This window comes from Curvibacter sp. APW13, from assembly GCF_032337135.1.
Classification (GTDB): domain Bacteria; phylum Pseudomonadota; class Gammaproteobacteria; order Burkholderiales; family Burkholderiaceae_C; genus Allorhodoferax.
On record NZ_JAVXZZ010000004.1, the window covers coordinates 137528 to 151098 of the forward strand.

Annotated in this window: 12 protein-coding genes and 1 tRNA gene; 9 read left to right on the plus strand and 4 right to left on the minus strand. The window is 64.1% G+C overall.

The features are described from left to right. Positions 1-52: 52 nt before the first annotated feature. The gene (gene hrcA / locus RQP54_RS16410; protein ID WP_315679495.1) at positions 53-1057 is read right to left on the minus strand and encodes a heat-inducible transcriptional repressor HrcA; all 1005 of its coding nucleotides are present in this window, start codon (positions 1055-1057) and stop codon (positions 53-55) included. A gap of 91 nt (positions 1058-1148) precedes the next feature. Between hrcA and RQP54_RS16415 the strand changes: the two genes are divergently transcribed. The 3 genes from RQP54_RS16415 (at position 1149) to rapZ (ending at position 4638) form a co-directional block, all read left to right on the plus strand. Further along, positions 1149-2045 (plus strand): NAD kinase, encoded by an 897-nt coding sequence (locus RQP54_RS16415; protein WP_315679496.1) that lies wholly within the window; start codon positions 1149-1151, stop codon positions 2043-2045. Positions 2046-2116: 71 nt separating this feature from the next. Then, on the plus strand, positions 2117-3769 hold the full coding sequence (recN, locus tag RQP54_RS16420) for a DNA repair protein RecN (RefSeq protein WP_315679497.1): 1653 nt from the start codon (positions 2117-2119) through the stop codon (positions 3767-3769). Continuing rightward, complete coding sequence (gene rapZ, locus RQP54_RS16425) at positions 3766-4638, plus strand: RNase adapter RapZ (RefSeq protein ID WP_315679498.1); 873 nt, start codon at positions 3766-3768, stop codon at positions 4636-4638. Before recN ends, rapZ begins: the two co-directional genes overlap by 4 nt. Here rapZ and mutY read toward each other — a convergent pair. Genes mutY through mutM form a run of 3 tightly spaced genes read right to left on the minus strand, consistent with a single transcriptional unit; the run spans position 4635 to position 8506 of the window. Further along, on the minus strand, positions 4635-5672 hold the full coding sequence (mutY, locus tag RQP54_RS16430; protein WP_315679499.1) for an A/G-specific adenine glycosylase: 1038 nt from the start codon (positions 5670-5672) through the stop codon (positions 4635-4637). The genes rapZ and mutY overlap by 4 nt on opposite strands. Before the next feature lie 7 nt (positions 5673-5679). Continuing rightward, complete coding sequence (locus tag RQP54_RS16435) at positions 5680-7641, minus strand: dynamin family protein (RefSeq protein WP_315679500.1); 1962 nt, start codon at positions 7639-7641, stop codon at positions 5680-5682. Between the two features lie 49 nt (positions 7642-7690). After that, the gene (mutM, locus tag RQP54_RS16440) at positions 7691-8506 is read right to left on the minus strand and encodes a bifunctional DNA-formamidopyrimidine glycosylase/DNA-(apurinic or apyrimidinic site) lyase (RefSeq protein WP_315679501.1); all 816 of its coding nucleotides are present in this window, start codon (positions 8504-8506) and stop codon (positions 7691-7693) included. A 39-nt stretch (positions 8507-8545) separates the two neighbouring features. Here mutM and RQP54_RS16445 point away from each other — a divergent pair, with 39 nt between their 5' ends. The 6 genes from RQP54_RS16445 (at position 8546) to RQP54_RS16470 (ending at position 13567) form a co-directional block, all read left to right on the plus strand. Next, complete coding sequence (locus RQP54_RS16445; RefSeq protein ID WP_315679502.1) at positions 8546-10297, plus strand: tetratricopeptide repeat protein; 1752 nt, start codon at positions 8546-8548, stop codon at positions 10295-10297. Positions 10298-10365: 68 nt separating this feature from the next. Further along, on the plus strand, positions 10366-10794 hold the full coding sequence (locus RQP54_RS16450) for a lipoprotein insertase outer membrane protein LolB (protein WP_315679740.1): 429 nt from the start codon (positions 10366-10368) through the stop codon (positions 10792-10794). 35 nt (positions 10795-10829) lie between these two features. After that, complete coding sequence (gene ispE / locus RQP54_RS16455) at positions 10830-11708, plus strand: 4-(cytidine 5'-diphospho)-2-C-methyl-D-erythritol kinase (RefSeq protein WP_315679504.1); 879 nt, start codon at positions 10830-10832, stop codon at positions 11706-11708. Next, a tRNA-Gln gene (locus RQP54_RS16460) sits at positions 11707-11783 on the plus strand. The genes ispE and RQP54_RS16460 overlap by 2 nt, the downstream gene beginning before the upstream one ends. A 76-nt stretch (positions 11784-11859) precedes the next feature. Beyond that, positions 11860-12837, plus strand: a complete 978-nt coding sequence (locus RQP54_RS16465) for a ribose-phosphate pyrophosphokinase (RefSeq protein ID WP_315679505.1) — start codon at positions 11860-11862, stop codon at positions 12835-12837. 100 nt (positions 12838-12937) lie between these two features. Beyond that, positions 12938-13567 (plus strand): 50S ribosomal protein L25/general stress protein Ctc, encoded by a 630-nt coding sequence (locus tag RQP54_RS16470; RefSeq protein ID WP_315679507.1) that lies wholly within the window; start codon positions 12938-12940, stop codon positions 13565-13567. The last annotated feature ends 4 nt before the right edge of the window (positions 13568-13571 follow it).

Here is a 13571-nt window from a genome sequence, read left to right on the forward strand (position 1 = left end):
CTTTTGAAGACAACTGCAAACCGCAGCACTGTTTGTATCCAGCGACCAACAATCACTTGTGGTGGCTCAGGGCGTTGCTCACCAGCTTGGAAGTAATGTCCACGATCTGGATCATGCGGTCGTAGGCCATGCGCGTGGGGCCGATGACGCCCAGTGTGCCCACCACCTTGCCATCGACTTCGTAGGGGCTGCTCACGATGGACAGGTCTTCGAACGGCACCACCTGGCTCTCGCCGCCGATGAAGATGCGCACGCCGTCGGCCTGGCCGGCGACGTCGAGCAGGCGCATGAGCTGCGCTTTCTGCTCGAACAGTTCAAAGGCCCGGCGCAGGTGGCCCATGTCGCTGGAGAAGTCGGACACCGACAGCAGGTTGCGCTCACCCGAAATCACCACCTCGTCCTCGGCTTCGGTGATCGCCTCGCTCGATACCGTGACCGCGGCCTGCATCAAAGCGGCAATTTCGGTGCGCAGGCTCTCTACCTCGGTCTGCAGCTTGGAGCGCACCTGGTCAATGTCCAGCCCGAGGTAGTTGGCGTTGAGGTAGTTGGCGGCTTCGACCAGCTGGTTCTGGGTGTAGTCCACCTCGGTGAAGATGACGCGGTTCTGCACGTCGCCGTCGGGCGAGACCAGGATGACCAGCACGCGGCGCTCGGACAGCCGCAGGAATTCGATGTGCCGAAATACCGAGGCACGCTTGGGCGCCATCACCACGCCGACAAACTGCGACAGGTTGGACAGCAGGTTGGCGGCGTTGGTAATGACCCGCTGGGGCTGGCCCGGTGCAATGCTCTGCGCAGGCAGCTCGTCGTGCTGCACGGTCAGCATGGTGTCCACGAACAGCCGGTAGCCACGCGCTGTGGGAATGCGTCCGGCGGAAGTGTGCGGGCTGGCAATGAGTCCCAGCTCTTCGAGGTCGGCCATGACGTTGCGGATCGTGGCCGGCGACAGTTCCAGGCCAGAAGCACGCGACAAGGTGCGGCTACCCACGGGCTGGCCGTCGGCGATATAGCGCTCCACCAGCGCCTTCATCAACATCTTGGAGCGGTCGTCAAGCATGATTTCATTGTAATGACGGAATGCCACACTACCAGCCATCTGAGGGTGGTACGCGATCCGTTCAAGGGCCTGCTTATGTTGTAATTTGCCAATGAAATCTCAATTCGGTCAGGTCGCCCTGATGGGCAAGTACCACGCCAGCAGTGGCGCCAGTACCGGTGCGTCCCCGCGGGCCGTGCTCGACGGCATTGCCCACTTCCTGATGGATTTTGGTTGCGAAGTGGTGCTGGAACGCGCAACGGCCACGCACACCGGCATGAATGACCACCCCACCTTGAGCGTGGACGAGATCGGCCAGGAGTGCGACCTGTGCCTGGTGGTCGGTGGCGACGGCACCATGCTGGGCATCGGGCGTCAGCTGGCGCAGTACGGGGTGCCGCTGATCGGCATCAACCAGGGACGCCTGGGCTTCATCACCGATATCCGGCTGGACCAGTACCAGACCGTGCTGCCCCCCATGCTGGCCGGCAACTACGAGGAAGACCACCGCAGCCTCATGCAGGGCCGGGTTCTGCGCGATGGGCAGTGCGTGTTCTCGGCCCAGGCCATGAACGATGTGGTGGTGAACCGCGGCGCCACCTCGGGCATGGTGGAACTGCGGGTGGAAGTGGATGGTCGTTTCGTGGCCAACCAGCGCGCAGATGGCCTGATCGTGGCCACGCCCACCGGCTCCACCGCCTACTCCCTGTCGGCTGGCGGACCACTCATGCACCCCAACCTGCCGGGCTGGGTACTGGTACCCATCGCCCCGCACACACTGTCCAACCGACCGCTGGTCCTTGCCAATGCGTCAGAGGTGGCTATCGAAATAGTAGCTGGCCGCGATGCCAGCGCGAACTTCGACATGCAGTCCCTGGCCTCGCTGATGCACGGTGACCGCATTGTGGTCACGCGCAGCGAGCACCATGTGCGCTTCCTGCACCCCCAGGGCTGGTCGTACTTCGACACGCTGCGCGAAAAAATGCACTGGAACCCGGGGGGCGCCTAGCATGAAGCGCCAGCGTTCTTCACTTTGTATCGTTATTGCCCCCCTCGGGGTGGCCCTGTGGGAGGCCTGACATGGCTTTGCGACGCATAGCCCTACGCGACTTCATCATCGTGCGCAGCCTGGACCTGGACCTGGAAAGCGGCTTTACCGTGCTCACCGGCGAAACCGGCGCAGGCAAGTCCATCCTCATCGACGCCTTGCAATTGGCCACCGGCGCACGCGCCGAGAGCACGGTGGTACGCGAAGGTTGCGCCCGCGCCGAGGTCAGCGCGGAGTTCGACCACGCCCCGGCGCTCGAAGCGTTTCTGGCCGAAGGCGGCTTCGAGGTGGGCGAGACACTCCTGTTGCGCCGCACCGTAGACGCCCAGGGCCGCAGCCGCGCCTGGATCAACGGCAGCCCGGCCACTGCCCAGCAATTGCGCACGGTGGGCGAGCAGCTGCTCGACATCCATGGCCAACATGCATGGCAGTCCCTCACCCGCCCCGATGCCGTGCGCGCTCTGCTGGACGCCTATGCCCGCGTGTCCACCGCCACGCTGAGCCAAACCTGGAGCGACTGGCGCGCCGCCTTGGCTACCCTGGACAACGCACGCAACGCCCAGGACAGCTTGCAGCGGGAACGTGAACGCCTGCAATGGCAACTGGGCGAACTGCAGAAGCTGGCCCCACGCGCAGATGAGTGGGCCGAGATCAACGCCGAGCACCAGCGCCTTTCCAATAGCCAAAATCTTCTGCAGTCCGCACAGGATGTGCGTGAGGCGCTACAAGAAGGTGAGCAGGCCACGATTCGCCAGCTCAATCGCTGCATTGCCCTGCTGCAGGATAGCGCGGCCTTGGAGCCCCAATTTCGCGAGCCCCTGGACCTGCTGCACTCCAGCCTGGCCCAGGTCGAAGAGGTGGCGCTCTCGCTGCGCGCCTACGGTCGCCACACCGAACCCGACCCGCAGCGCCTGGCCGAACTCGACGAACGCCTGGGGCTGTGGATCTCGTTGGCGCGCCGTTACAAGCGCAGCCCCGAAGAGCTGCCCACGACGCTGAACCAGTGGCAGCAGGAACTCGCCACGCTGGACGCGGCTGCCGACCTGGCCGCGCTCGAGAAGGCCGAAGCCAGCGCGCAGGCCCGCTACCTCGCCGAAGCCCATGCGGTAGGCAAGGCACGCGCCAAGGCGGCGCCGCAGCTCGCCCGTGCCATCACCCAGGCCATGCAAGGCTTGGGCATGCAGGGCGGCCAGTTTGAAGTGGCCTTGCGCAGCAATGCGCAACCCGCACAGCATGGGCTGGAAGACGTCGAATTCCTCGTGGCCGGCCACGCTGGCAGCACCCCGCGCCCGGTCGGCAAGGTCGCTTCCGGGGGCGAGTTGTCACGCATTGCGCTGGCCATCGCAGTTACCACCAGCCAGCTGGGCAATGCACAGACCCTGATTTTTGACGAGGTCGACTCTGGCGTAGGGGGTGCGGTGGCGGAAACGGTGGGGCGCCTGATGCGCCAGCTAGGAGCCGACCGGCAAGTGCTCGCAGTGACGCACCTGCCGCAGGTGGCCGGCTGCGCACACCACCACCTGCAGGTCGCCAAGTCGCTCGATGGTGGCCAGACCGTCAGTTCGGTGGCGCCGCTCGAAAAGGACCGGCGGATACAGGAAATCGCCCGCATGCTGGGCGGCGAACGCATCACCGACACCAGCCTGGCCCACGCCCGGGAAATGCTCGAAGGAGCAGGCGCATGACCGACATCGTGCTCATCACCGGACTGTCCGGCTCGGGCAAATCGATTGCCCTGCATGCCCTCGAAGACGAGGGCTTCTATTGCGTGGACAACCTTCCGCCCGAACTGCTGGTACAGCTGGTGGAAGTGGAACAGCGTTTCAACGTACCGCGTCTGGCCATCGCCATGGACGCGCGCAGCGCCACCTCGCTGCACCTGGTGCCGCAACAGATTGAGGTCTTGCGGGCGGGCGGCGCATCGGTGCGGGTCGTATTCCTGGAAGCATCCACCGACACCCTGGTACGCCGCTTCTCCGAGACCCGGCGCAAGCACCCGCTGTCGCAGGCTGACGCCTTGCACGCCAATGCAGAACCGCAGCGCGCCCTGGTCGATGCCATCGATTCCGAACGCACCTTGCTTGCCGACCTGCGGGCGCTGGGTTACGTGGTGGACACCAGCATCATCCGCACAGCGCAGCTGCAGAGTACGGTCAAGTCGCTGGTCACCACCCGGTCCCAGCAACTCACCCTGGTGTTCACGTCATTTGCATTCAAGCGCGGCGTGCCCTTGGACGCCGACTACGTGTTTGACGTGCGCATGCTGCCCAACCCGCACTACGAGGCCGAACTGCGGCGCCTCACCGGCTTGGACGCCGCGGTGGCGAATTACCTGCAGCGCCAGCCCGAAGTGGCCCGCATGCAGAAGCACATCACCACCTTCCTCGACGACTGGCTACCGGCCCTGGTGACCGACCACCGCAGCTATGTCACCGTCGGCATTGGCTGCACGGGTGGCCAGCACCGCTCGGTCTACCTGGTGGAAGCGCTGGCAGCCCACTTTGCCACCCACTGGCCCACCCTCAAGCGCCACCGGGAATTGGACGCCCGCTAGGACAGGGTTTCGAGCAGCTTGCGAATCGGCGCTGGCAGCCCCAGCGACTGCCATTGGGATGCGCCATACCAATCCCCGTTCCAGCCCGGCGGTGCCTGGCGCATACCGCTGACGACCAGGGGATGGATGTGCAGGTCCTTGTGCGTCAGCACATGCGTGAACGCGGGCAGCAGCTGCCTTGTGTTGGGCGCCGCGAGCGGGGCCAGCTCCGATGCCAGCGCCGACTCGTCCTCCCACACCGGCATGCAATACAGACGTGCCCAAATCCCCTTTTCCGGGCGGCGTTGCAGCCACACGGCGCCGTCCGTACGGCGCAGGCACACCACCCAGAGTGACAAGGCAGTGCGCTTGAGGGTACGGGTGCGCACGGGAAAGCGCGTCGGGTCGTCCCGGCTGGCCGCGCACAGGGTCTGCACCGGGCAGCGCGCGCAGTCGGGCGAGCGCACCGAACAGACCGTCGCGCCCAGATCCATCATGCCCTGGGTATAGCGGGGCATGTCACGCGCTGCACTGGGCAGCAAGGATTCGGCATGGGCCCACAATGCGCGTTCCGAGGCCGCCTGGACCAGATCGCCATCGAACGCGAACACGCGGCTGACGACGCGCTTCACATTGGCATCCAGTATGGCCACACGCTCGCCAAAACAGACCGAGGCAATGGCTGCCGCAGTAGAGCGGCCGATGCCTGGCAAGGTGGCCAGAGTCTGGGCGTCGTGCGGGAATTGGCCGCCGTGCTGCGCCACCACCAGTTGGGCACAGCGGTGCAGGTTGCGGGCCCGGCTGTAGTAGCCCAGGCCACTCCACAGCGCCATGACCTCGTCCTCATGCCCTGCGGCAAGGGACGCGACGTCGGGAAAGCGGGACGTAAAGCGCTCGAAATAGCCCAACACGGTGGCTACCTGGGTCTGCTGCAGCATGATCTCGGACAGCCACACGCGGTAGGGGTCTCGTGTGCCCTGCCAAGGCAGGTGGTTGCGACCATGGCGCTCCTGCCACCGCACCAGCCGGGTGGCGAATTGCTGGAAGTCCGTCACCCGCAGATCAGCCGATGGCCAGGTCGACCGAGGGTTGGTAGTCGCCCGCGTCGCGTGCCGCCACCAGGTAGGAGGTCAGCTCGGCGAGTTTGACTTCGAGCTGGTCCAGACCCACTTCCTGCTGTTCGAATTCGGCAATGCGTTCTTCCAGGCCACCGGCGGCCTGGTGGATGCGGTCGATGGCTTCGATGCGGCGGCTGAAGTTCTTGCGACGCTCGCGCATCTGCGCATCGAGCTGGGCGGCCGCGGCCTTGCTCCACAACTCGATCTCGGCCAGCGCCGACTCATTGACGGTACGAAGACGGGTGGCCAGGGCTCGCACCAGACGGTCTGCAAACTCCGGTTGGGCCAGCTTGAAGGCATTGCCCAGCCCCAGGTATTGCAGGTGGCTGGCCTCGATGGCATCCAGGTCGGTAATGAAACGGCCCATCTGCGGCTCGGGTGGCGCCTGCAGCGAAAAGCTGTATTCGGTATTGAGCTGCTTGAAGGTGCCACCGAGCATCGAGAAAATTTCGGCGCTGAGGCTTTGCACGCGGCTCAGGTTGGCCCGCAGGCGATCAAAGGTCTGGGCATAGGCCTTCTTGACCCCAATCTTCAGGCCCTTCTGCTGCAGCGCCCCCGCCAGTTCGGCCATCTCTCCCTTGAGGCGCTTGGACCCCAGCAGCTCGAACACCTCGCGCAGCAGGCGCAGGTGCACCGAGCGCACGGCATGGATCTTGGCGCCACCGCGGTCAAATTCGGCCTGCTCTTCGGCGATGCGGGCCCGCATGTGCTTGATGACCGAGGCATTCTTGCCTTGCAGGCCCTTGAGTTCGTGCAACTGCTCGGCCAGATCGCGCTTGCGAATGGTGATGACCCGGCTGGTCTCTGCGCGCAATTCGGAGATGCCTTGCGCCATGGCATTGCCCAGAATGCGCTGGCGCTTGCCCATGATGCCGCGTCCCAGCGCCTGCTCCAGCACAGGCAGGCAGCTCTGTTCCAGCAAGGCTGCGTCCTTCGTAACCTTGGCCACCAGCCCTTTCTGGGCCGACACTGCAATCACCTGCTCCGGCGGCAGACCGAGGATGGACGCCGTGTCCGCCTTCTGGCGTGCTATCTGCTGCGCCTGTTGCTGCGGCGTGCTCAGTGCGTCCCACAGCGTATCGATCTTGTTCAGCACCACCAGACGCGCATCGGAATTGGTTGGGTCGGTGATCAGGTGCTCACGCCAGATCGAGAGGTCAGACTTGGTGACACCGGTATCCGCCCCCAGGATAAACACCACCGCCTGGGCCTGCGGGATCAGGCTGACGGTCAGTTCGGGCTCAGCGCCAATGGCATTGAGGCCCGGCGTATCGAGGATGACCAGCCCTTGCTTGAGCAAGGGGTGCGCAATGTTGATCAGGGCATGGCGCCATTTGGGAACCTCGACCATGCCCTTGGCGTCCACCACCGGGTTGTCCTGCGGCGTATCGGGGTGCCAGAACCCCAGCGCACGGGCTTCTTCCTGGGTGACCTTGCGGGTCTCGGATACCTTTTCCAGCGACAGGGCCAACTGCTGGGGGTTGTTCACGTCGAGGTCGATGCGGGTCCACTTCTCGGGCGCCTGGCGCCACTCCATGAGCGCCTGCGGCTGCAGGCGGGTTTCGATGGGCAGCAGGCGCAGGCAAGGCGGCACCTCGGGGTCGTAGCCCATTTCGGTCGGGCACATGGTGGTGCGCCCGGCACTGGCCGGCATGATGCGCCGACCGTAGCCAGCAAAGAACACGGCATTGATCATTTCCGACTTGCCGCGCGAAAACTCAGCCACGAAAGCCACCATCACCTTGTCGCTGCGCACCTGGGTTTCCAGGCGCTTGAGGCGCTCTTCGACCGCCGCATCCAGCAGTTCGTGGTCCTTCATCCACTCGGCCAGCAGCTTCAGGCGCAGCGCAAATTCACGGCGCCACGACCCGAGTTCGTCAAATTGTTCGTTGAATGTAGAAGCCAAGTGTCCCCCGCGTTTCGGGCCAATATAGCACTGTGTACAGAGCCGCTTATTATGGTTTCTGGCAAAAATTGCAAAAAAACGTGGACCGCTGGCCTTGCCGGATCTGCCGTATCGGCGCGCCGCATTGCGGGCATGGCTGGCCCTCGCGGCCATAAACCCGCACCAACTGCTGGTAGCGTCCGACGTCGCCCTGGGTACCCGAAAAATTGCGCAAGGTGCTTCCTCCGCTGTTGAGCGCCTGTGTCAGCACCGCAATGATGGCCGCGTGGAGCCGGGCCGAGCGTGGCTTGCTGATTCGACAGGCCGCCATGGTGGGGCGTATGCGGGCCAGGAACAGGGCCTCACTGGCATAGATGTTGCCCACCCCGACCACCACCTCCCCTTCCAGCAGCACCTGCTTGATGGACGTCCGATGCGCTTTCAGACCGGCATGGAGGTGCTCCGGGGTGAAGGCCGCCTGCAGGGGCTCCACCCCCAGCCGGCCCAGCAGCTTGGTCGCGCGCTCGTCATCGAGTGACGGGGCGTACACCACGGCGCCGAATCGGCGCGGGTCATTCAGTCGCAGGCAGCCTTCGCTGGTGTGCAGATCGAAGTGGTCGTGCACGCCGGGCGGGGGTAGGCTGGGCAGGCACTGCACGCTGCCGGACATGCCCAGATGCAGCAGCAGCACGCCGTCATCCAGCAGCAGCAGCACGTACTTGCCGCGGCGCTGTACGTCGGTGATGCGCCGACCCAGCAATGCCTGCGGGTCGCAGCCCAGAGGCCAGCGCAAGGGCTTGCCCAGCCGCACGGAACTGATGAGACCGCCACGCAATGCGGCATCAATACCGCGGCGGGTCACTTCAACTTCGGGTAATTCAGGCATGGGAGCAAGGCAAAGTACAGGCTCGTTTATTATGGGCCGATGAGACGTTTTCACCGCATTCTGGCGTGCTTGCTGGTACTGGGCGCAGGCAGCGCCGCAACGGGCTGGGCACAGTCCTCGGGTAGCGACAAAGCTGCACAACAGGCCAACGAGCGCATTGCCTTCTACCAGGTCATGGTCGCAGAACTCAGCGCACAGCGAGGAGAACTCTCGACAGCCGTTTCCCTGATGCTGGATGCAGCGCAGCGCACCCGCTCGGACAAACTGTTTGAGCGGGCGGTGGAACTGGCTTTTGCCGAGCGCAATGCCAACAGTGCCTTGCAGGTAGCGCAAACCTGGGCCCGGGTCATTCCAAGCAGCGCGCGCGCCCACCGTTACAGCCTGCAGATCCTGATCGGGCTGAACCGCCTGGACGACATTGCCGAGCCTCTGCGCCAGTTGCTGCACACCAGCAGCGACGAGGAGCGCGCCGCGCATCTGGCGACTTTGCCGAACTACTTTGCCCGCACTCAGGATCGTGCTGCCGCCGTGCACACGGTGCAGCAGGCACTGGCCGCAGATCTGGGCAGCCCCCGCCGCGGGCCCGCCGCCTGGGCGGCCCTGGCGCGCATGCAGGCCTTTGCCGGCAACGAGGCCCAAACTGTGGCGGCGCTGGAGCGCTCCGCTGCGCTGGATCCACGTTCGGACGAGGCCGCCCTCGCGGCCCTGCAGCTGGGCCCCAAGATCGCGGCCGCCGCGCAAGGCCTGATCCGACAACGCCTGGACAGGCAGCCGGGGGCTGAATTGCGCATGGCCATGATGCGCCATCTGGTGGACCGGCAGGACTACCGCGGTGCGTACGAACAGCTAACGCTGCTGACCAGGGAAGTACCGGACCATGTACCTGCCTGGTTGGTCAAGGGTTCGATCGAGGTGCAGAACAACGAGGATGCACTTGCCGAGCAATCGCTGCAAATAGTGTTGCGTTTGCTCGAACTTCAGGACAAGCGCACCGGCGCGGAGGAAGCGGCTCAGCCCACCCAACGCAACATGGCCGAGGCCCTGCTCCTGCTTGCCACCCTTGCCGAGCGCAGCAAGGATTACGCCAAGGCCGAGGACTACCTGGACCGCATCTACAACCCTGATTTCCAGACTCGCATCACCATCCGTCGCGCGTCCATCGCAGGGGCGCAGGGACAGGTAGCGCAAGCCCAGGCCTTGCTGCGCGAACTACCGACCAACACCGCCGAAGCCCTGCGCATGCGCTACAACGCGGAGCTCCAGCTGCTGCGCGAGCGCAACCTGCACCAGCAGGGGTATGACCTGGCGGCCGAGGCGGCACAGGCGCTGCCCGAAGAGCCTCAATGGCGCTACGAGCAGGCGATGTTTGCCGAAAAGATCGGGCGACTGGCAGACATGGAGCGCTTGCTGCGCGAGCTCATCGCCAGCCATCCCCAATACCACCCGCCCTACAACGCGCTTGGCTACTCGCTGGCAGACCGCAACGTATCACTGGCCGAGGCCCGCAAACTGATTGCCAAGGCACTGGAATTCGCCCCGGACGATGCCTACATCATCGACAGCATGGGCTGGGTGGAGTTCCGCAGCGGCAACCTGGCCGAGGCCCGCCGCCTGCTGGAGAAAGCCTTTGCGGCCCAACCCGATGCGGAAATTGCCGCCCACCTGGGTGAAGTGTTGTGGCAGCAAGGCCAAGCCGATGCGGCACGCGCCCTGTGGAAACAGGGACTGCAATTGAACCCGACCAACGCCACCCTGCTGGAGACCATGCGCCGCTTTCAGGTGCAGCCGTGACCGCTCGGCGCTGGCGCCTGACCTGGCTCGCATCACTGGTCGCTAGCATTTCGATAGCTGGTTGCGCAGTGAATCCGAGGGCGGTCAGTCATTCTTCTGCTGAAGACCAGTGGCAGGGCCGACTCAGTGTGCGGATCGACAGCACCCCTGTGCAATCCCTGTCCAGCGCCTTCGAACTGCGCGGCGACCTCACCAACGGCGAGCTGGTCCTGACCAGCCCCCTTGGCACCGTACTGGCGCAGGCGCGCTGGGATGCCCGCGGTGTGCAGTGGCAAGCGGGCAGCGAGACGGCTGTGTTTGCCAACCTGGATGAACTGGCCTGGCGACTGACCGGCACCGCTTTGCCGTTTGCGGCCCTGTGGGATTGGCTGCGCGGAATGCCTACCCAGGCGGGCGGTTGGCAGGTCAACCTTCAGGACTATGCCCAAGGGCGCATCAGTGCCCAGCGCGAGCAGCCGCTGCCCACGGCCACGCTACGCATCGTGCTGGAACGCTGAACGACGTCACCGGGCCACGCGGGATAATCGATTCCATGACCGCGCTGCTTGACGTCCCCGCCCCCGCCAAACTCAACCTGTTCCTGCACATCACCGGGCGGCGCAGCGACGGCTACCACCTGCTGCAGTCGGTGTTCATGCTCATCGACTGGTGCGACTCTCTGGACTTTGAACTGCGTCCGACGTCGGCCATCAGCCGAGAGGACCTGACCACTGCCTTGCCCGATGACGACCTGATCGTGCGCGCGGCCCGCCTACTGCAGACCCACACGGGGTGCACGCATGGCGCCCATATCCGGGTGCGCAAGTCCATTCCTGCCCAGGCCGGCATGGGCGGCGGATCGTCCGATGCGGCCAGCACCCTGCTGGCCCTGAACCGACTCTGGAAGCTGGAGCTGGACCGCACGAGTCTGGCGCGGCTGGGCTTGCAGCTGGGTGCCGATGTCCCTTTCTTTGTGCACGGCGACAATGCCTGGGTCGAAGGAGTCGGTGAGCGGATCACACCGATCTCCCTGCCGCCCGCGCGCTTTGTGGTGGTCAAGCCACCATCGGGTTTGGAAACTGCACGAATTTTTTCTGACCCGCTGTTGAAACGCGATACAGAACCTGCTACAATCTATGGCTTCGCTGCGAACACATTTGGTTTTGGCCGAAATGACTTGCAAGCAGTCGCCCAGAGGCTCAGCCCGGACGTGAACCAAGCACTGGCATGGTTGTCCGACAAAGGCTTGCAGCCCCGGATGACCGGCTCCGGAAGTGCAGTGTTCGCACATTTGCCGCATGAGGTTGACTTCAGCGACGCACCGGCAGCGTTCGAGGTCAGGGTGTGCAGCAATGTGGGTGTTCATCCCCTTCAGGGTTGGGCAAGCGGCAACGGTTTATCGGTGGGCAGTGCAAACTGTCAACCCGTGTAGGGGAATCGCCAAGTTGGTTAAGGCACTGGATTTTGATTCCAGCATGCGAAGGTTCGAATCCTTCTTCCCCTGCCAAATCTGTTGTTTGGAATGTCCGGCAACAGCGCGCGCTTTGTGATGCATTCAACCCAAACACTTCGCTGGAATCCACATGCAGGCACCATCGACCCCCGACTTCATGGTTTTCACCGGCAATGCCAATCCTGGCATGGCATCCGAAATCGCCACGCACCTGGGCATCACCTTGGGCAATGCCACCGTCGGGCGCTTCTCGGACGGTGAAGTCACGGTCGAGATCAACCAGAACGTCCGCGCACGCGACGTCTTCGTGGTGCAGAGCACCTGCGCTCCCACCAACGACAACCTGATGGAACTGCTCATCATGGTCGATGCCTTGAAGCGCGCATCGGCCGAGCGCATCAGTGCCGTCATTCCTTATTTTGGCTACGCCCGCCAGGACCGCCGTCCGCGCTCCACCCGCGTGCCCATCACCGCCAAGGTGGTTGCCAACATGCTGCAAGCCGCAGGCGTGTCCCGCGTGCTGACCATGGACCTGCACGCCGACCAGATCCAGGGCTTCTTCGACATTCCCGTCGACAACATCTACGCCTCGCCCGTGCTGCTGGGTGACCTGCGCCAGAAGAACTACGACGACCTGATCGTCGTCTCCCCCGACGTCGGCGGCGTGGTGCGGGCCCGTGCGCTGGCCAAGCAACTCGGCTGCGACCTGGCCATCATCGACAAGCGCCGCCCCAAGGCCAACGTCTCCGAAGTGATGCATGTGATCGGTGAAATCGAAGGCCGCAACTGCGTCATCATGGACGACATGATCGACACCGCAGGCACCTTGGTCAAGGCCGCCGAAGTGCTCAAGGCGCGGGGCGCCAAGAAGGTCTACGCCTACTGTACCCACCCCATCTTCTCGGGCCCCGCCATCGAACGCATTTCCAGCGGCAATGCCCTCGATGAAGTCGTGGTGACCAACACCATTCCCCTGTCCCCCGCAGCCGCTGGGTGCCAGAAAATCCGCCAACTCTCCGTGGCACCGCTGTTCGCCGAAACGATCCAGCGCATTGCCAAGGGTGAGTCGGTCATGAGTTTGTTCAACGACCAGGAAAATCTGTTCTAAGGTCGCTGTCAAAACCGCCCGCGCTGCACTGGGCAGCGAGTTCCGGGCATTTTTCAACCGGAGTCACACTGGTCGCGGTGGACTTCAACAGGAGTTAACTATGAAATTCGTCGCTTTTGAGCGCGCCAAGCAGGGAACGGGTGCGAGCCGCCGTCTGCGTATCACCGGCCGTACACCGGGCATCGTCTACGGTTCCACCTCGGAACCCGCTCTGATCGAGCTGGACCACAACGCCCTGTGGCACGCCCTGAAGAAGGAAGCCTTCCACGCTTCCGTGCTGGACATGGAGCTGAACGGCAAGGAGCAGAAGGTTCTGCTGCGCGACGTGCAATACCACCCCTACAAGCAACTGGTGCTGCACATCGACTTCCAGCGCGTGGACGAGAACACCAAGCTGCACATGAAGGTGCCGCTGCACTTCACCGGTGACCAGGAATCCCCCGCCGTCAAGACCGACAGCTGCATCATCAACCACGTGATGAGCGAAATCGAAGTGCTGTGCCTGCCCAAGGACCTGCCCGAGTTCGTTTCCGTGGACCTGAGCGGCCTGAAGAAGGGTTCTTCCCTGCACATTTCCGACCTCGTGCTGCCCAAGGGCGTGACCGCCGTGACCCACGGCAAGGGCAATGGCGTGGTCGTGTCCGTGGTACCCGTGGTGACCGAAGAAGCCCCGGCTGCTGCTGCCGCTGCACCTGCTGCCGACGCCAAGAAGGGCAAGGGCAAGAAGTAATTCT

Coding starts and splice junctions, on each gene's coding strand:
- RQP54_RS16445 (WP_315679502.1), top strand. CDS start 8,546: ATGAGACGTTTTCACCGCATTCTGGCGTGCTTGCTGGTACTGGGCGCA.
- rapZ (WP_315679498.1), top strand. CDS start 3,766: ATGACCGACATCGTGCTCATCACCGGACTGTCCGGCTCGGGCAAATCG.
- RQP54_RS16415 (WP_315679496.1), top strand. CDS start 1,149: ATGAAATCTCAATTCGGTCAGGTCGCCCTGATGGGCAAGTACCACGCC.
- RQP54_RS16470 (WP_315679507.1), top strand. CDS start 12,938: ATGAAATTCGTCGCTTTTGAGCGCGCCAAGCAGGGAACGGGTGCGAGC.
- recN (WP_315679497.1), top strand. CDS start 2,117: ATGGCTTTGCGACGCATAGCCCTACGCGACTTCATCATCGTGCGCAGC.
- mutM (WP_315679501.1), bottom strand. CDS start 8,506: ATGCCTGAATTACCCGAAGTTGAAGTGACCCGCCGCGGTATTGATGCC.
- RQP54_RS16465 (WP_315679505.1), top strand. CDS start 11,860: ATGCAGGCACCATCGACCCCCGACTTCATGGTTTTCACCGGCAATGCC.
- ispE (WP_315679504.1), top strand. CDS start 10,830: ATGACCGCGCTGCTTGACGTCCCCGCCCCCGCCAAACTCAACCTGTTC.
- hrcA (WP_315679495.1), bottom strand. CDS start 1,057: ATGCTTGACGACCGCTCCAAGATGTTGATGAAGGCGCTGGTGGAGCGC.